General features: G+C 64.4%; 13 protein-coding genes. 8 read left to right on the top strand and 5 right to left on the bottom strand.

What is annotated here, in order from left to right; all coding sequences use genetic code 11:
* The first annotated feature begins 89 nt into the window (after positions 1–89).
* Positions 90–470 carry a response regulator gene (locus tag EDF57_RS10585; protein WP_134094203.1) on the top strand — a complete coding sequence of 127 codons (381 nt, stop codon included), beginning with the start codon at positions 90–92 and terminating at the stop codon, positions 468–470.
* Here EDF57_RS10585 and EDF57_RS10580 read toward each other — a convergent pair.
* Positions 467–2344 carry an ATP-binding protein gene (locus EDF57_RS10580; RefSeq protein ID WP_134094202.1) on the bottom strand — a complete coding sequence of 626 codons (1878 nt, stop codon included), beginning with the start codon at positions 2342–2344 and terminating at the stop codon, positions 467–469. The genes EDF57_RS10585 and EDF57_RS10580 overlap by 4 nt on opposite strands.
* A gap of 644 nt (positions 2345–2988) precedes the next feature.
* On the opposite strand from EDF57_RS10580, the gene EDF57_RS26215 reads away from it, so the two are divergent.
* From EDF57_RS26215 to EDF57_RS10560, 4 genes are all read left to right on the top strand, one after another.
* A complete protein-coding gene (locus EDF57_RS26215) occupies positions 2989–3678 on the top strand; it encodes a cold-shock protein (RefSeq protein WP_132267139.1) in 690 nt (229 codons plus the stop codon).
* 288 nt (positions 3679–3966) lie between these two features.
* Positions 3967–5997: an RNA polymerase sigma factor RpoD gene (gene rpoD / locus EDF57_RS10570; protein ID WP_132267141.1), complete on the top strand. Its 2031-nt coding sequence runs from the start codon at positions 3967–3969 to the stop codon at positions 5995–5997.
* Between the two features lie 132 nt (positions 5998–6129).
* Positions 6130–8025, top strand: a complete 1896-nt coding sequence (locus EDF57_RS10565) for a TonB-dependent receptor (protein WP_166675239.1) — start codon at positions 6130–6132, stop codon at positions 8023–8025.
* 2 nt (positions 8026–8027) lie between these two features.
* The gene (locus EDF57_RS10560; protein WP_132267145.1) at positions 8028–8777 is read left to right on the top strand and encodes a hypothetical protein; all 750 of its coding nucleotides are present in this window, start codon (positions 8028–8030) and stop codon (positions 8775–8777) included.
* Positions 8778–8927: 150 nt separating this feature from the next.
* Here the strand turns inward: EDF57_RS10560 and EDF57_RS10555 are convergent, their stop codons facing one another.
* The 3 genes from EDF57_RS10555 to EDF57_RS10545 form a co-directional block, all read right to left on the bottom strand.
* Complete coding sequence (locus tag EDF57_RS10555) at positions 8928–9554, bottom strand: carbonic anhydrase (RefSeq protein ID WP_132267147.1); 627 nt, start codon at positions 9552–9554, stop codon at positions 8928–8930.
* A gap of 436 nt (positions 9555–9990) precedes the next feature.
* Positions 9991–12900: a PAS domain-containing protein gene (locus EDF57_RS10550; protein WP_134094200.1), complete on the bottom strand. Its 2910-nt coding sequence runs from the start codon at positions 12898–12900 to the stop codon at positions 9991–9993.
* Between the two features lie 135 nt (positions 12901–13035).
* On the bottom strand, positions 13036–13221 hold the full coding sequence (locus EDF57_RS10545) for a DUF1289 domain-containing protein (protein ID WP_134094199.1): 186 nt from the start codon (positions 13219–13221) through the stop codon (positions 13036–13038).
* Between the two features lie 425 nt (positions 13222–13646).
* Between EDF57_RS10545 and EDF57_RS10540 the strand changes: the two genes are divergently transcribed.
* The 3 genes from EDF57_RS10540 to EDF57_RS10530 all read left to right on the top strand — a co-directional run bounded on the left by EDF57_RS10540 (position 13647) and on the right by EDF57_RS10530 (position 17137).
* Positions 13647–16223 carry a TonB-dependent receptor gene (locus EDF57_RS10540; protein WP_208324839.1) on the top strand — a complete coding sequence of 859 codons (2577 nt, stop codon included), beginning with the start codon at positions 13647–13649 and terminating at the stop codon, positions 16221–16223.
* A 218-nt stretch (positions 16224–16441) separates the two neighbouring features.
* Positions 16442–16756, top strand: a complete 315-nt coding sequence (locus EDF57_RS10535) for a hypothetical protein (RefSeq protein ID WP_132267153.1) — start codon at positions 16442–16444, stop codon at positions 16754–16756.
* 90 nt (positions 16757–16846) lie between these two features.
* A complete protein-coding gene (locus tag EDF57_RS10530; protein WP_243840996.1) occupies positions 16847–17137 on the top strand; it encodes a hypothetical protein in 291 nt (96 codons plus the stop codon).
* Between the two features lie 74 nt (positions 17138–17211).
* Here EDF57_RS10530 and EDF57_RS10525 read toward each other — a convergent pair whose 3' ends face one another.
* A complete protein-coding gene (locus tag EDF57_RS10525) occupies positions 17212–18084 on the bottom strand; it encodes a S1/P1 nuclease (RefSeq protein ID WP_166675238.1) in 873 nt (290 codons plus the stop codon).
* Positions 18085–18291: the final 207 nt, after the last annotated feature.

Raw genomic sequence — 18291 nt, 5'->3', positions numbered from 1 at the left:
GAGACCTTGCCGATCAATTCGCAAGGCCCGGGAACGAGGCGGCCCCACGGTTCGTATAGTTGGTTCATGACCATGGACCGCCACTCGATATGACATTGGAAAAGAAAGTGCTTTTGGTCGAGGACGAGGCGCTGATCCGCGTGATCGGCACTGACGCGCTCGAAGAAGCCGGGTACGACGTCCTGGAAGCAGGCAGCGCCGACGAGGCGCTCGAGATCCTGGAAGCCTACAGCGAGGTCCTGGTGCTGTTCACGGATATCCGCATGCCGGGAAGCCTGAACGGACTGGAACTGGCCCGCATCGTCCACGAGCGATGGCCCAAGATGAAGCTCCTGCTGACTTCCGGCGACACCTGGCCGTCGGAAAATGAAATCCCCGACGACGGCCGCTTCCTTCCCAAGCCCTATCGCGTGGAAACGCTGCGCCGTGAAATCGACGAGATGACCAGAAACTGCAGCCCGACGACTTAGGAGAGCGCTGAAGGCGCGCGCTTCCCGGCGTCGGACAAGGCCAGGGACAGTTCTTCCACCGAATATGGCTTGTGGAGCAGCCCGAAACCATGCTGGTTGTTATTGGCAAGAACGTGGCTGTATCCGCTGGTGAGCACGACGGTAACGCCGGGCCACCGGTCCCGAACGCGCTGCCCCAACTCCACCCCGTCGATGCCCGGCATCACGACATCGGAAAACACGGCGTCGATTCGCTCGCTCGCCGTCTCCAGGATGGCGATGGCCGAAGCGGCATCGTTGGCGACGAGGGTCTCGTATCCCAGGTCCCGAAGCAGGTCCGACGCGAACTCGCCCACTTGCTCGTTGTCTTCGACAATGAGAATCCGGCCTTCCGCAAGCCATGATCCCTGCTCGGCGTCGCCCCCCTGCGACGAAGCCGGAGCCTCGACTTGCGGCAGGTACATGATGAAAGTGGAGCCCTGCCCCAGCATGCTCCGGACCTCGATCTCGCCGCCCGATTGCTTGGTGAACCCATAGACCTGGCTGAGCCCCAGGCCGGTTCCCTTGCCCACCGCCTTGGTGGTGAAGAACGGCTCGAAGATGCTGTCGATCTGATCGAGGGCAATTCCCGAACCTTCGTCGGTGACCGAAATGCGCACGAAAGATCCCCGCGGATCCGTCATGCCCTGCATCGGCAGAACGCCGTCGAACGTGTCGATCTCCACGACCAGACGCCCTTCGCCGTTCATCGCGTCGCGCGCATTGACGGCCATGTTCACGAAGGCCGTCTCGAACTGGCTGGCGTCCACTTCCACGAAACAGGGCGAGCGCAAGGACGTGACGTCCACCGACACCCGCGAGCCGACCACCGTGCGCAACATATCCGAAATGGTGCCGATCTTGTCGCCGACCTCGAACACTTCAGGCGTCAGCGCCTGGCGGCGCGCGAAAGCCAGCAGTTGTCCAGTGAGCTTGGCGGCCCTGTCCGCGGTGTCGGAAATCGCCTTCACGTATTTCTGGCGCTTTTCCGGCGTCAGCTCGCGGCGGCTGAGCAGATCGGCAGAAGATCGGATGATCGTCAGCAGATTGTTGAAATCGTGCGCCACGCCGCCCGTCAACTGGCCGATCGCATCCATCTTCTGCATGTGCCGAAGCTGGCTTTCGGATTCCGCCAGCTCCCGCGTCCGGGCCTCCACCCGCTCTTCCAGAGTCTCGTTGAGCTGGCGCAGGGCGATCTGGACCTGGTCCTGCTGCTGCTCGGCCGCGCGCAGCGCCGCGCAAGTATCGCGAAGCTCCGCCTCGCGGGCGCGCAGCGCTTCTTCGGCAATCGTGCGTTCCAGCAGGTCGGCCGCCTGCCGGGCGAGAATGTCCAGGAGCCTGAGGTCGCGCTCGGACGGGCGATGGGGCTTCGTCCAGTGAGTCGAGATCATCCCGAGCAGCGTGCCCGAACGCGACAGGAGCGGCGTGGTCTGCGCCGAGCGGATACCGGCACGGCGGAAAGCCATGAGGTCATCCGTGCCGGCGATCTCGTTCCATTCCTCGAAATCGGGAATGATGGCCCTTTGCCCGAACCGCAGCGCCATCGTGCAACTGCTCAGCGCGCTCGGGCTGACCCATTGCCAGAAGGCGATCGCCTCTTCTGGCAAGCCGCGGTGGCACAGCAATTGCAGTTTTCCGCCGTTGCCGGAAGGGTCGCCATAAGGGCACAGCAGCTGCATGGTCCCGAACTGCGAGCCGGTGATGGCCACCGCCGCATCCACGATCTTGCCGTAGAGTTCGACCAGGTCATGCTCGGCGATCAGCTCGACGCTGATCCGCTGGAGCAGGTCGATGTCCGACAGATCGGCGTTTTCCTCGGCCGGCGCCGACAGGGGGGAGCGGAGCAGATCGGTCATTTTCTCGGCACTCAAGAGCGTTCCCGCGCGATGGCGTGGCAGATCGATGCTAGAACCATATGCCCCGGAAGTCTGTCCACTTCTGCCCATAAGCGACGGACCGGATGGAAGTTTCCTGATGGCCGGCCACCGCACGATTTTCGTCGCAGGGCGGGGAAGGCAGACCGCACGGGAATTCGGCCTTCGGGAGGCGCTCTGCCCGAAAGATCCACCCTCGTCGTAAAAAATGCTGCGGGTATCGGCTCCCCGATGGCCTGCCGGATAATTCGGTGCTATGGGCCGGCGGATCAGGGATTCCGGTCCCAAGAGGTGCTCCGGATATAAAGTGCGCCTTTGATATCATTAATACAATCAATGAAGGCGATTTCCGTGTTCATAACGGCAAAACGCTCGATTTGGGGACAGGTTTTTCAGAACGCCCAAAAGCGCAAATTGGCATTTTTGAATTTCAGAGTATGGGTTACTAGAATAGTTCGCTTAGATTTTGATTTTCAATGCCCCTTGCATCTTACGATCAGTCCCCGGCCATCGTGTTCCCGACAGGGAAACCGCGTATTCAAAGCTGATTGTTCTTCCGTCCGGCGTGCCGCGTTCAAGCGCACGGGCGAATTCTCACCGAACGCAGTGAAGGTACGTATTTAGTCATGTCGTTTGACAGAGGAAATCGCGGTAACGGTCGCGACAGGTTCGGCGGTGGTAACGACCGTTTCGGTGGTGGCAACGACCGTTTCGGCGGAAACGATCGCTTCGGCGGCGGTAATGATCGCTTCGGCGGTGGAAACGACCGCTTCGGCGGCGGCGGACAGCGCGGCGGCGGCTTCGGCGGCCCGCGCGGCGGCGGCGCACCTGCACAGGTAATCGGCCAGGGCAGCGGCGTGGTGAAGTTCTTCAACACGGATAAGGGCTTCGGCTTCATCCAGCGCGACGAAGGCGGCGACGACGCTTTCGTGCACATCAGTGCCGTGCAGGACGCCGGCCTGACGACGCTCGCCGAAGGCCAGACGCTGGAATTCCAGCTGGTGGAACGCGGCGGCAAGGTCTCCGCAACCAATCTCTCGATCGTGGGCGAAGTGATCACCGCCTCGCGCCGCGAATCGGCACCGGCCCAGCGCCAGTCGACCGGTGAACGCGCCAGCGGCACGGTCAAGTTCTTCAATGCTGCCAAGGGCTTCGGCTTCGTCAGCCGCGAAGATGGCCAGCCCGACGCATTCGTGCATATCAGTGCCGTTGAGCGTTCGGGCCTGTCGGGCCTGCACGAAGGCGATCAGCTCGAGTTCGAAATCGAGATCGATCGTCGCGGCAAGTCCTCGGCCGTCAATCTGGTCCTTCGCTGAGTTGCAGGCCTTGGCCCGTTTTACGGGCCAAGGCCTTGACAGCACGTCGAATATTGACTGGACCCGCTTCTGCCTGGTTTAACCGAGGAAACTCGGCAACCAGGCGAACGGTTGTAGGTGCATCGCTGCGTTATTATCTGTAGCCTGCCGGCTTCAGGTAATGACCCCTGTAGCGCGACAGCCCCATGGCGTTTTGCAGGCATGTCAGGCAAGGCATTTACAGACCCCTGTGTCTGTCCTGGCGGAGCAACCGCCACGGATGGGACATATGGGATATAAGGCGAACGAATGAGTAACGAAGATTTTGGCGCGGAGAACGACGCTCCGCTGATCGATTCCAGCCGAGGCTCGGTCGAGCGATTGATCGCGCGCGCCAAGCGCCTTGGGGTCATTTCGGTCAGCGAGTTGAACGCTGCCCTGCCCCAGGACGAGATGTCTTCCGAGCAGATCGAAGACGTCATGGCCGCCATCTCGGAGATGGGGGTCAAGATCGTCGAGAACGAAGACGATGATGATTCGTCCGATTCGGAGGCGGATCAGGAAGCCGACGACGATCGCGATGGCGACGGCGCGTTTGCAGAAAGCGGCGAAGGCACCCGCCGCCGCACCGCCGACAGCAAGAGCACCGAATCGCTCGGCCGCAGCGACGACCCCGTACGCCTCTACTTGCGCGAAATGGGCGCCGCGGAAATGCTCAGCCGCGAAGGCGAAGCTGCGATTTCCAAGCGAATCGAAGCCGGCCGCGACATGATGATCCTGGGCCTTTGCGAGAGCCCGATCACGTTCCACGCCATCATCCAGTGGTCCGAAGCGCTCAACAACGGCGAGATGCAGCTGCGCGAGATCCTCGATCTCGACGCCATGCTCTCGAAGGAGCCCGCGCCGGAAAGCCTGTCCGAAGACGGTGAAGGCGACGACGACGGCGAGATCAGCGAAAAGACCGCCGGCCCCTCGTTCAAGGACGAGGACGAAGTCGAGGAAGAGTCCGGCGACGAAGTCGACGAGGACGGCAACCCGATCCCCAAGCGCGAAGCCGAGGAAGAGGAAGAGGACAACACCCTCAGCCTCGCCCAGATGGAAGCGGCCCTCAAGCCCGAAGCGCTTGAGAAGTTCATGCTCATCACCGAGCTGTTCCAGGCCTTCGAGCGCCTCCAGTCGGAGCGTCTCGACGCGCTGGCGCTGGGCATCGACTTCCCGGCCGCCAAGGAAGACCAGTACCAGCAGCTGCGCGAAGACCTGACCGCGCAGGTCGAATCGGTGAAGTTCCACGCGACGAAGATCGAATATCTCGTCGACAACCTCTACGCCTTCAACCGCCGCCTCACCACGCTGGGCGGCCAGATGCTGCGCCTGGCGGAGCGTCACAAGGTGAAGCGCGCCGACTTCCTGGAAACCTATGTCGGCCGCGAGCTGGACGACACCTGGCTCACCGACATGGCCAAGAAGGACAAGAAGTGGGCGGCCTTCGCCGAGGCCGAAGTCGATCCGGTCGAACGCATCCGCGCGGAAGTCTCGGACATCGCCGCCGCCACCGGCATGGCGCTTCCCGAGTTCCGCCGCATCGTCAACATGGTCCAGAAGGGCGAGCGCGAGGCGCGCATCGCCAAGAAGGAAATGGTCGAGGCGAACCTGCGCCTGGTGATCTCGATCGCCAAGAAGTACACGAACCGCGGCCTTCAGTTCCTGGATCTCATCCAGGAGGGCAACATCGGCCTGATGAAGGCGGTCGACAAGTTCGAGTACCGCCGCGGCTACAAGTTCTCGACTTATGCCACCTGGTGGATCCGTCAGGCGATCACGCGTTCGATCGCGGATCAGGCCCGCACGATCCGTATCCCGGTGCACATGATCGAGACGATCAACAAGCTGGTCCGCACCAGCCGCCAGTTCCTCCACGAGCAGGGCCGCGAGCCCACGCCCGAGGAAATGGCCGAGCGCCTGTCCATGCCGCTCGAAAAGGTGAAGCGCGTCCTCAAGATCGCCAAGGAGCCGATCTCCCTTGAAACGCCGATCGGCGACGAGGAAGACAGCAGCCTCGGCGATTTCATCCAGGATGCCAATGCGGTCATCCCGGTCGATGCGGCGATCCAGGCGAACCTCAAGGAAATGATCACCCGCACCTTGTCGTCCCTCACCCCGCGTGAGGAACGCGTGCTGCGCATGCGCTTCGGCATCGGCATGCACACCGACCACACCCTTGAGGAAGTCGGCCAGCAGTTCTCGGTTACCCGCGAACGTATCCGCCAGATCGAGGCCAAGGCGCTGCGCAAGCTCAAGCACCCGAGCCGCTCGCGCATCATGCGCGCGTTCCTGGACTAAACACCGAATCCGAGCATGGATCGGCGGAAGTGCATTGCCACGGCAATGCACTTCCGCCGATCCTGCCCGCGCCGATAGACGCCCCCTACGATCCGCAGCCGCGCACCTAACCTCCGGCACCATGCCGTCCCCGTGCAGGGGATAGCGGCATTCCAGCAGATCCTCGATCTCACCAGCGCCTTGCGCAACGTCAGCGGCATCCAGGCTGGGACCAATGCCGGCAACCGCTCCGAAAGCTTCACGATCCGCGGCTTCCGCTCATCGTACTACGCCGTCGATTCGATCATGCTGAGCCCGGCGATCGAAACCAACGACAGCTACCGCGACATGGCCAATATCGAGCGCATCGAAGTGCTTAAAGGCCCCGCTTCCGTGCTCTACGGTCGCGGCGATCCGGGCGGCCTCATCAACATCGTCACCAAGCAGCCGCGCTTCGAGCGCGCGATGAACTTCTCGGTCCAGGCCGGCAGCAACGATTTCGCACGCGGCCAGATCGACGTGACCGGCCCGGTCGATGCCGCCAAGACCCTGGCCGTGCGCTTCATCGGCGCGGCCCAGACCGGAGACACGTTCCGCGACATACTGGTGCCCTACCGCCGCCAGTTCCTTTCCGGATCGGTGCTGTGGGAGCCGGACGACCGCACCCGCGTGATCGCCAGCCTCACTTATGCGCATCAGCACAACCAGACGGACCGCGGCATCATCGCCACGACCGATGCCGATGGCGACCTGGTGGTCGACCTTCCGCGCACCCGTTTCCTTGGCGAGCGCTGGGCAACCACCGAATCCGAGCGCTACGAATTCAACTACCGCATCGAGCACGAGCTGACCGACTGGCTGACGATCCGCCAGATCGGCCACTACGACGAAGGCAAGCTCGACCTGTTCGGCATCAACTACGGCAACACCGTGGCCGTCAACGCCGCGACCGGCGCGCGCACCATCACCCGCACCGCCGTCGAGCAGCATGAGAACAATCACAACTACGACGCGCAGGCCGACATGGTCGCCCGCTTCAAGACCGGCGGCATCGGCCATACCGTCGTGTTCGGCGGCGAATATGTGAAGTCCTACCGCTTCCGCACGTTCGCCCGTGCCACGCTGGCCCGGATCGACATCGACAACCCGGTCTACGGCGCCGAGCCCGGAACTTTCGTTCCCGCCGCCGACCGCAAGGTCCAGGCCAAATCCTGGTCCGGCTACCTGCAGGACCAGATCGACATCGGCGATCAGATCAATCTGCTGGCCGGTGTGCGCTACGACCATGCACGGCAGTCCGACCACGGCACGACCCAGTACGAATCCGATGACAAGGCCTGGTCGCCCCGCGTGGGACTGGTCTTCAAGCCGGTGCCCAATATCTCGCTCTTTGCCGACTTCACCCGTTCGTTCCAGTCGAAGCCCGAACCGACCATCGACGGCAAGCCCATCGATCCCGAAAAGGGCAAGCAGTACGAGGCCGGCGTCAAGGCGGAGCTGTTCGGCGGCCGTCTGGGCGGCACCCTGGCCGTGTACCAGCTCACCCGTGAAAACGTGACGCAGCAGGACCCCAACAACGTCGGCTACAATATCAACGCCGGCGTGCAGCGGTCGCGCGGCGTGGAACTCGATCTCTCGGGCTCGATCAGCCCCAGCGTGAAAGTGATCGCCAACGGCGCCTATACCGACGCGACCGTGCGGGAATCGACAGACTACGCGCGCGGCAACCAGTTGATCGGCGTGCCCAAATGGAGCGGCAGCTTCTGGCTGACCTGGGAACCGGTCGACGGGGCGCTTCGCAACTTCGGCCTTGGCGGCGGCGTCTTCTCGGCCAGCAACCGCCAGGGCGACCTTGAGAACAGCTTCAGCATCGGCGGCTATACGCGCCTGGACAGCAGTGTCTGGTACAAGCTGGCAGACAAGGTCCGCCTGTCGCTCAATGTCAAGAACATCACCAACGACTACTACATGGAATCCTCGGTTTCGCGCTCGCAAGTCGTGCCGGGCGAAGGTCGCAGCTTCCTTGTCGGCCTGAGCGGGAGCTTCTGAGGATGGGCAAGGCGTTCGCCGCCATCGTCGTGCTGCTGCTGGCGAGCGCCGCGGCGCCCCTTCCCGCGCCCGCGGGGGATGCGGGCCGCATCCTGTTCCTGATGCGCGCCGATCCGCCGGGAGGTTCGGCCGATCCGCAAGTCAAGGCGCGGCTGGAACAACTGGGCTACAGCGTGACCGTCAGCGAGGGGCTGGCGGGTCAAGGCGGTGCCGGCATGCCGGATCCTTGCGGGTTCGATCTGGTGGTGATGTCCTCCACGGTCCGCTCCAACCAGTTCACCGCCGAACGCTCGGTCATCACGCGCCTTCGAGACATGGGCATCCCGCTGGTGACCTGGGAGAATGACCTGCTCGACGACTTGTGGATGACGGGCCTGCGCCGCGACAGTGACTTCGGCGAGCTGGAAACGGGGCACTATTTCTGGCTGGTCCGCGCGCCTCATCCGCTGGCGGCGGGAATCCCCGCAGGGCTCGGGACCTGGACCGAAGCCCGAACACCGGCAGGCTGGGGCAAGCCGGGGCTGGGCGCCGACGTCATCATGACCTGGCCGGGCGAGCCGGAGAAATCGACCCTTTTCGGCTACGAGGCCGGGGCGACGATGGATCACGACCACCTCGCCCCTGCCCGCCGGGTGTTCATCGGCATGGAAAACAACAGCTTCACCCGCATGACCGATACCGGGCGCAAGCTGTTCGACAGCGCCATTGCCTGGGCCAGGGCCGGCCGCAAGTCCTGCGGCGCGAAACGGTGACGGCCGCTTGGAGGTAGACCTTGCCGAGGGCCGGAAGCTGCCGGAAGGCCGCCGATCGGCCTCAACCGGCAACCTGTCGTATCTCTCTTTGATGCCGGCGAGAGTCCGACTTTCGCGGTCGGGCTCTCGTCTGCCGGGGTGGACGGCGGCTTAGAGCCAGCGCACCCGGCCGGTGGCGAGTTCGTACACCGCGCCCACGACCTTGAGTTCGCCCCGCTCCTGCGGCTCGATCAGCATCGGTTCGGAGAACGTCTGGAGCCGCTCGACCATGCGGCGGACATTCTCCTCGACGGCCACGTCCACCAGCTTTTCCTCACCGACATTGCGCTGGGCTGCCAGCACCGCCGGAATGATCGGCTCGATCATGCGGCCTATGCTGCCGGGGAAGCGCACGTCCTTGGTCACGACGTCCGCGGCAGCCGCGACGGCGCCGCATTTCTCGTGGCCGAGCACCACGATGAGCGGCACTTTCAGCACGCTGACCGAATACTCCACGGAACCCATTCCCGCCGCATCGACGTTGTTTCCGGCCGTTCGCACGATGAACAGCTCGCCAAGACCCGCTCCGAACAGCTGCTCGGGGCCGACGCGCGAATCCGAGCATCCCACCAGGGTCGCGAAGGGCTGCTGCCCCTCGGCCAGCGCAAGACGGCGCTCGCGCGAGATGTCCGACTGCGACGGCTGGTCGGCAACGAATGCGCGGTTCCCGTCCACCAGGCGCTGCAGAGCCTCGTCCGGTGTCGGCTGCGCGGTAGCCAGGGTGTTGGATGTCGCCACTAATCAATCTCCTTCGAACATGCGGATGAGGCAGGAAATGGCCTTCGCAAGTCTCAGGCGCTTAGCTCGCCGGTTACGTATCGTTTCCGGGCACGCGGCATGGGTTGCGGCCCGCTCGCGCAGGCATCGGCAGGGGCTGCGGCGAAATGCGCAGGGGAAGCAGCGCCGCAAGGATCGCGCGCCCGATGGCCCTGACTATTCCGAGAGGCCGCGGAACATCGAGTCCTTACAAACGCTTGGCTGTCACTTCGGGCGATTGCGACCCACGCCCTCTGATGAAGGCGCGTCCGGATCGGCTTGGTGGATTGCTATGTGGCCGTCAGTCTGTGTCGGTCAGACGCACCAGGCTGAAACTGAGGCCCCGTAGCCGAATGCATCTCTACGGGGCCTCTATTCATGGTGCGGCGGGCAGGTCCGTTCACCGCCCGCGCGCAGGTCATTCCGCGGTGATGTCGCGCACGCGGGATATCAGGGTGTCCACCGCGAAAGGCTTGGTCAGCACTTGCATGCCCGGCTCGAGATGACCGTTGCCGATCACCGAGTTCTCCGCATAGCCGGTGATGAACAGCACCTTCAGGTCCGGGCGGCTCTGCCGGCCGGCATCGGCCATCTGGCGGCCGTTCATGCCGCCGGGCAGACCGACATCGCTGATCAGCAGGTCGATCCGAACGTCTGACTGCAGCACATGCAGGCCGGAAACGCTGTCCGCCGCTTCGATCACGGCATAGCCCAGGTCTTCGAGGACATCGGTGACAAGCATCCGCACGCTCGGCTCGTCGTCGACGACCAGCACCGTTTCCCCCACTTCGGCGCCGAGATCGGCCGTGTGCGTGGCAAGTTCGAGGTCGCTGCCGACCTCGCCGTAATGGCGCGGCAGGTAGATGCAGACCGTCGTGCCTTCGCCCAGTTCGGAATAGATGCGGACCTGCCCGCCCGACTGCTTGGCAAAGCCATAGATCATCGACAGCCCCAGCCCGGTGCCCTGCCCGATGGGCTTGGTCGTGAAGAAGGGATCGAAGGCCTTGGCGATCACGTCGGCGGTCATGCCGGTTCCGGTATCCGTGACGCAGAGCGAGAGGTATTGCCCTTCGGGAACGTCATGCGTGCGCGCGCCCGTGCGGTCGAGCCATTTGTTCGCAGTCTCGATGGTGATGCGCCCGCCCTGCGGCATCGCGTCGCGCGCATTGATGCAGAGGTTGAGCAGCGCGTTCTCCAGCTGGCCGGGATCGACCAGCGTGGGCCAGAGACTGGCCGCGCCCACGGTCTCGACCTGGATCGCCGGCCCGACCGTGCGCTGGATCAGCTCCGCCATGCCGTTGACCAGCGCATTCACGTTGGTCGGCCGCGGATCGAGCGTCTGCCGCCGCGAGAACGCCAGCAGTCGGTGCGTCAGGGCGGCGGCGCGGCGCGATGCGCCCTGTGCCGCGACCAGATACTTGTCGACATCGGTCAGCCGCCCTTGCTTGAGCCGGGTGCCCACCATTTCCAGGGCGCCGGATATGCCGGCAAGCAGATTGTTGAAATCGTGCGCCAGGCCGCCCGTCAGCTGCCCCACGGCTTCCATCTTCTGGGCCTGGCGCAATTGCGCTTCGGCATGCATCAGTTCGGCGGTACGCTCGGCGACGCGCTGTTCCAGCGTCTCGTTGAGCGCACGCAGCGCGCTGGCCGCGCTGTCGCGTTCCGCCTCGATCATGCGCCGCTGCTCGATATCGAGAAGCACGCCCGGCGAACTCACCGCCGTCCCGTCCGGCCCCATTTCGACGCGGCCGTTCGCCTCGATCCAGTAATAGCGGCCATCGGCCCGCAGCACGCGGTACTGATGCGCATAGGCCCCGCCTTCCGCCATGGCCTTGTTCATCGCCTCGGAAAGCCGCGCCTGATCGTCGGGATGTACCGAACGCACGATCTGCGCGAGGTTCAGTCCCACGCGGTCCTGCCCCGGATCGAAACCGAAAGTCTGGGCGAAACCTTCATCGACCGTGAAGCTGTCCGTCGGGATGTCCCAGAACCAGGTGCCGATGATCGCGCCTGCGGACAGGGCGAGATTCACCCGATCGATGTTCTCTCGGGCGATCGCCTCACTGGCCCGCAGGGCGTCTTCGGCCCGGCGCCGTGCCTCGATGTCGCGGAACATGACCGAGACCTGGCGCAGCGATGCCGGTTCGACCCGGGAGGCGGACACTTCGATATGCCGCCCGGCGGCCAGGAAATAGCGCTCGAAACGGATCGGCTTGCCGGTGCGCAGCACTTCGCCGTAAAGTTCGGCCCAGCCTTCCGCATCTTCCGGCTCCAGATCCCGCAAGCTGCGCCCGACGATATTGGCAATGCCGGATTGGCGCTCGTAACCCGAATTCGCCTCGATATGGACGTAGTCGCTCAGGGGACCGTGCGGGCCGTCGAAGAATTCGATGATGCAGAAACCGTCGTCGAGCGCCTCGAACAAGGCCCGGTAACGTTCCTCGCTCCGCGCCAGGGCGGCCACGATTTCCCGGTGCCCGCTGATGTCGCGCACGGCGCCCACGAAGCCGACCTGCGTGCCGGAGCTATCCCGCTCGTATTCGGCGGTACGCGACAGCCAGCGTATTTCTCCCGTCGCCGCATCCTTCACGCGGTAGTCGACCGAGAGTTCGCCGGTCCCCGCAGAGCGGGCGTGCAGGCTCGATACCCGCGCCCGGTCTTCGGGAACGACGCATTGCTCGAAGTCCGAGGTCTGGTAGCTCGCCTTGACCGGAAGCCCGTAGAGCCGGCAAAGCTCGGGCGTCGGGTAGACCCTGTCCTGCGCGATCTCTACCGTGAACAGGCCCACTTTGCCCGCTTCCTGCGCGTGCCGGAGGCGTTTCTTCTCCATCTCGGCCACGGCGGCCGCGCGGCGCAGGTCCAGCGCCGTCAGCGCCTGCCGGGCAAGGACCCGCAGGGCCTTTTCCTGCACGGCATCCAGTTCGCGCGGGACATAGTCCAGCACGCAGAGAGTGCCGACCGGGTAGCCGTCCTCCGTCTTGAGCAGCGCGCCCGCATAGAACCGCAGGCCCGGTTCGGCCATGACCAGCGGATTGTCCGAAAACCGCGCGTCCTGCGTGGCATCGGTCACGAGGAGGAAGTCTTCTTCCAGCAGGGCCTTGATGCAGAACGAGGTCTCTATGGGCGTTTCACGAAGGCCAAGGCCCACTTCCGCCTTGAAGAACTGGCGCCCTTCGCCCACGAAATTGACGACAGCGATAGGCGTGCCGCAAATCGCAGCTGCCAGCTCCGCGATTTCGTCGAAGGCCTTTTCGCGCGGCGAATCCAGCACGTCGTAACGCGCCAGGGCCTCGAGACGGGCAGCTTCGAAATCACAAGGTTCGGTCATCAAAAAGGCTCTTCATCCGTTCCGCAGGCTGCCCGGCGCTGCACGGTTGCAAATCGCGGCGCGTGACGGGGAAGCGCTCCGGCGAAGAGGCCGTTCCCTGTCCTCTGCGAAAAACCGCCGCGCCGAAGCACGCCTTCACCCACGGTCGCGCGCCGCAAGGCGTTGCAACCGGCGCGGAAGTTCGCGCTCGATCGACTTGCGGCCATGGGGCTGCAGCTTGCGCCACTTGCGCACTTCTTCGAGGGTACGGGCGCATCCACGGCACCAACCCGACTTACCGTCGAACTGGCACACCGATATGCAGGGATCCTTGGCACTCACAGACGCATTTCCATGCGCCGCCTTTAGCGCCGCTTCCCTGTTCCTGCGAGGTATAATCCGGAAATCGCGGCAGCGGCCCCCGCGCGCAAGGGCCGAGCGAGACGAAACAGAGGCCAACTTAATTGCCAGAGGAAAGTCGCGTACTACCTATTAAAGGGCCGCTCGTTCTGGAACAATTTTTCCTTCATTTTTGAACAGGTCAGGCCATCTACACACCAGCCCGGCGCATAGGCCCACTGGCTTAAGGCGGCTTTTCTGATCCAAAGCCGCCATTCCCACCATTCGCCTTGCCTTCACCGGATATAGCCGCGCCCGGTACTGAAACCTTACTGTCACCAAAGGTAAGTCAAACCGCCACGTCGCTTGGCTAACCGACCTGTCGCTCGGTGAACGCACCGGCAGCAAGGTTTGGGGAAGACAATCAGATGACGGCAATTCCATCGGCCTCCAGGGCCGTGCGCTGCGCAATGCTCGCCGGTACCGCGCTCGCTCTGTGCTCCGCGGCGCAAGCGATGGCGCGTGACGAGGCCCCTTCGGCAAGCGCAGACGTCGACGCGGGCGAGAGCAACGGCGCGATCATCGTCACCGGCGCCAAGACCACCCGCTCCGCCACGGCGATCTCCGAAGTCGAAATCCAGAAGATCCTGCCCGGCGTCTCGCCTCTGAAGGCGATCCAGACCCTGCCCGGCGTCCTCTACATCACCGCCGATCCCTGGGGGAACAACGAGCAGAACGCGCAGATCTTCGTCCACGGATTTGCCGGCAACCAGCTCGGCTACACCATGGACGGCATCCCGCTGGGCGACCAGAGCTACGGCAACTACAACGGCCTGTCCCCGCAGCGCGCGGTCATTTCCGAGAACGTCGGCCGGGTGGTCGTGGCCACCGGCGCGGGCGACCTGGCAACACCCTCGAACAGCAACCTCGGCGGTACGGTCGAGACCTTCTCCTCCGATCCCCAGGCCGAATTCGGCATTCGCGGCGCGCAGACCGTTGGCAGCTACGGCACCTCGCGCACCTATCTGCGGGTCGACAGCGGCGACATCGGCGGCGGGAATTCGGGCTATATCTCGGGCGTCCGCCAGAGGGCGCGGGCCTGGGACTTCGACGGCATCCAGAAGGGCTGGCAGGCCAATGCGAAGTTCGTGCACGACAGCGATGCCGGCAAGCTGACGCTCTATTTCGACTACAACGACATGACGCAGCCGAACGAGGATGCGACCGTGTTCTTCAAGCCTTCGGCAGGCGGCACGGCCACCCCGGTCCAGCTCTATACCCCTTATACCAAGCCCTTCTTCTATCCCGATTTCGACGGTTATCGGACAAGCTACCTGACCCCGCTCGGAAACTCTCCGGCGTCCGAGGGCAGCAATTACCGCAATTACTATTCGGACGCCCAGCGCACCGACTATCTCGGCTATGTGCGCTACGATGCCCGCCTTTCGGACAAGATCACCTGGTCGACCACGGGTTACTATCACCACAACGACGGCGCCGGCGTGGTGGCCGGCCCGCTCGGCCAGTCGATCACCACGGCGCAGGCCTATCTCGATCCGAACTATGCCAGCCTGCCCACCAATTGCCGCTTCGGCGCCAATGGCAACGGCATCCGCCCCACCGCCTGCACCGCGCTGACCACCGCCCAGGCGGCCGCATCCGGCGCCGCACTGCTGGCCGCGACCGGCGGCTCCGGCATGATTACCCGCACGACCGAATACCGCATCGACCGCTTCGGCGTGATCTCTGCAGCGAGCGTCGAACTCGGCAGCCACAAGATCGAATTCGGCGGCTGGTTCGAGCACAACAGCACCACCCAGTGGCGCCGCTGGTACGCCGTGCCGGTTTCCGATCCCTCGCTGAGCACGCCCTATGTCCGCCCCCGCGATGTCATGGACCCGCTGTTCACTCAGTATCAGGGCGAGGCGCGAATCAAGCAGTTGCAGCTCCACCTCCAGGACACCTGGCAGGTGACTGACGCGCTGCTCGTCCAGGGCGGCGTCAAGACCAGCGCGCAGTGGGCCAGCGGCCGCTTCCCGGTGCAGCCGCGCCTCGGCTCGCTGGGCGGGACCACCGCCCTGCCCGAAGGCAAGATCAATACGAAGAACTGGTTCCTGCCGGCCTTCGGCGCGACTTATGACTTCAACGGGCACGAGCAAGTCTACTTCAACGTCCAGAAGAACCTGCGCCAGTATCAGGCCTATCTCGCCGGCGGCGGCGGTCCCTGGTTCACCGGCAGCCAGGCCGCGTTCGACGCCTTCGCCGACGAGGGCAAGCCCGAGACCAGCTGGACGTACGAAGCGGGCCTGCGCACCAGCCGCAGCTTCTCCAACGGCTGGGCGCTTCAGGCGCAGATCAACTACTATCACGTCGATTTCAGCAATCGCCTGCTCGCCATCCCGACCAATCCGGGCGGGATCGCCGGCAGCGGCATCACCGGCGGCACCTCCACCCTGGTGAATGTCGGCGACGTGAAGACCGACGGCGTCGACGCGGCCGTCACGCTGCGGATCGGGAACGTGTTCTCGCTCTACAATGCGATCTCGTACAACCTGTCCAAGTACCAGAACGACTACACTTCCACCGCGCAGGGCATCGGTGCGGCCACTGACACCTGCATCGGCGGCTACATCGTCACGGGCGGGATCGTGCCGACTTGCGGCAAGCAGCTGCCCGGCACGCCCAAGTGGATGAACAAGACGGTGGCGACGCTGAATGTCGGTCCGTTCGAGGTGCAGGCGATCGGGGACTTTGTCGGCCGCCGCTTCGCCACCTTCACCAACGACGCCAGCGTTTCCTCCTACTTCCTGACCTCGCTGCGCGTCGCCGGGCGGGTTCCGGACGGTGTCCTGCCGCTCAAGAAGGTGGAACTCGCGCTCAACGTCACCAACCTGACGGACAAGGAGGGCGTGTCGACGCTCTCGATCGGATCGGCCACGAACAGCTATTCGGCCTATCCCATCGCACCGCGCCAGTGGTTCCTGACCTTGTCGGCGGCCTATTGAGCCCAGGCGCCTCGTCCGGGCGGAAGCGGCGATGATACGATGTCCGCGAGAGCCTGACCGGGCTTTCGCGGACATCGCGCGCCGCGCCCCCTCGGCCGCGAACTCCCGCAGGCGAGCGGCCCGGGCCTTGCGGCGAATAGCGGCCTCGTCCGGAAATGTTGTTCGCCACCGCCGATCGGCAGGTGGTTTGCCGGCCGAGACCTGCTAGGCGTACCGGCATGACCAACAAGCTAGCCGGTATCGTCGAGGTCGATGGACTTCAATATGAATGGGAGCTGCGCAGCGAGCCGCAGTGGGACGACTTCGACGGCTGGAGAGGCATGACCGTTGCATTGCAGCGCAAGAACACGCAGCGCGGCGCCTTGCTGGAGTTCCCCCCGCCGAAACGCCTGATGAAGGGCATGCAGCGCGGACGCCTCCAGATCGGCGACGCGATCGTCTCGCGGGGCATCCGCGCCGCGCTTGAGGCCGGCTGGGAACCCACGTCTCGCGGCAAGCCCATGGTGTTCACCGTCGATGCGGACGGCAACTGAAAGGGCTGCCATGCCGGCACCCGAGAGTGCGGTGACATCCGGTGAAAGCCGCGCGAGCAGGCGCCATTTGCCTCGCGCGCAAGATCGCCTATGGCAAGACCAGCGAACCAACAGGCAGGTAAAATGGCAGAATCTTCGATCGACGAGCAACGTGAACACTTTGCTTATTGCGTCCAGCTGTTCGGCGGCACCACCGCTTTCTCCCGCCGCCTCGGCATAGACGAGCGCGCGATCCGGCGGTTTGTGAACGGGGAGCGCCCGCTTGGCGCGGGTCTTCTGGAAGACACCGCAAAGGCCCTGCGCCAGCTCATCGCCGAAGCGACCGCGGCCGAACAGGAGATCGCGGCAAGCCTGGGTTCGGGGCCGAACACCGCTTCCTGAGGCGACGGGCCGCTCCAGGCGGAGCACAGACCTCCGGCCCCATCGGGAGGCCGAAGGTCTTTCGCGCCAGCCGGTCAGGTCCCCATCAAGTTCACCAGATATTCGGCCAGCCGCAGCCCTGCCTGCTTGAGCCGATAGGAGACGAGGTAATAGTTCTTCGTCTCGTAGTCGGCAGGCATCGTCCTGGCCGCTGCCGGGCACGCGATCCCCGTGCGGCCGCCGCATGCCAGGACCTTGTAGGCGTCGTTGGCACTGGGCGTCACGGGATCGAGGAAGATGTACTTCTTCGCCAGGTTCCGGCTTTCCACGGCCCAGTCGCGCGGCGTCAGGCCGGTGGGCGGCGCCAGCGTGGCATCGTCCCACAATTGCCGGCCCAGTTGCACCGCGGTCAGGCCATGCCGCTTGATGATCGCGTAGTCCCAAACCGCATGAACGTCGCTGGCCAGAGCCGCGCCATTGGCATCCACGTTGAGTATTCCTCCGGGGATCAGCACTTTGTCCTGCGCGCCGCCGGGCTCCGACCCATGGAGCGGCTGATGCAGGTCTCCCACCAGGTGCAGGATGAACTTCAGCGCCTCCAGCCGCTGCTGCCGGGGGTTGTTCGCATCCTTCAGAACGGCGGCGTAATGGGCGATGGCCTTGTCGGCGCAGCTGACCTCGGGCTGGTCGGCGATGCAGGCCGGGTCCGAGGCCGAGGGCACGGCGCCCAGCACGGGAATGCGCACGGTATGGATAAGCTCGGGGTGCGCGGTACGGACATCGTCCGCCCAGCCCGCGACCGCCTCATCGTAGAATTCGGCGCCGTCCAGAATCTCGGCCAGCTTGTTCCAGACCTCGCGGTTGTCGGTCTTGAGCTTGGCTTCCGCGACGAAGCCGATCGCGGCGTGGCCGGTCCTTGTCCAGGCATGGGCAGCGCTCGTGGTCGCCACAAGCGAAACAGACGCCATGCCCAGCGCCGCTTGCAGCCATATTCTGAATTTCGCCATTGGTCCTCCGGTGTCCCGACCGAACGGTGTCAGCATCGGCCTTTCGCTGCAGGGATCGGGGCTGCGAGCGCCTGGGCCGCCTGCTAGATGCGGCGCGCCCATCTATCCGCCATGCCGGAGAGAACTTTCATCCTTGGGCGCCGCTGTATCCAAATTGTCATGCAGCCC

Origin of the sequence: Novosphingobium sp. PhB55 (assembly GCF_004368805.1) — a bacterium.
Lineage (GTDB): Bacteria > Pseudomonadota > Alphaproteobacteria > Sphingomonadales > Sphingomonadaceae > Novosphingobium.
This window is presented reverse-complemented; position numbering and strand designations above follow the sequence as displayed.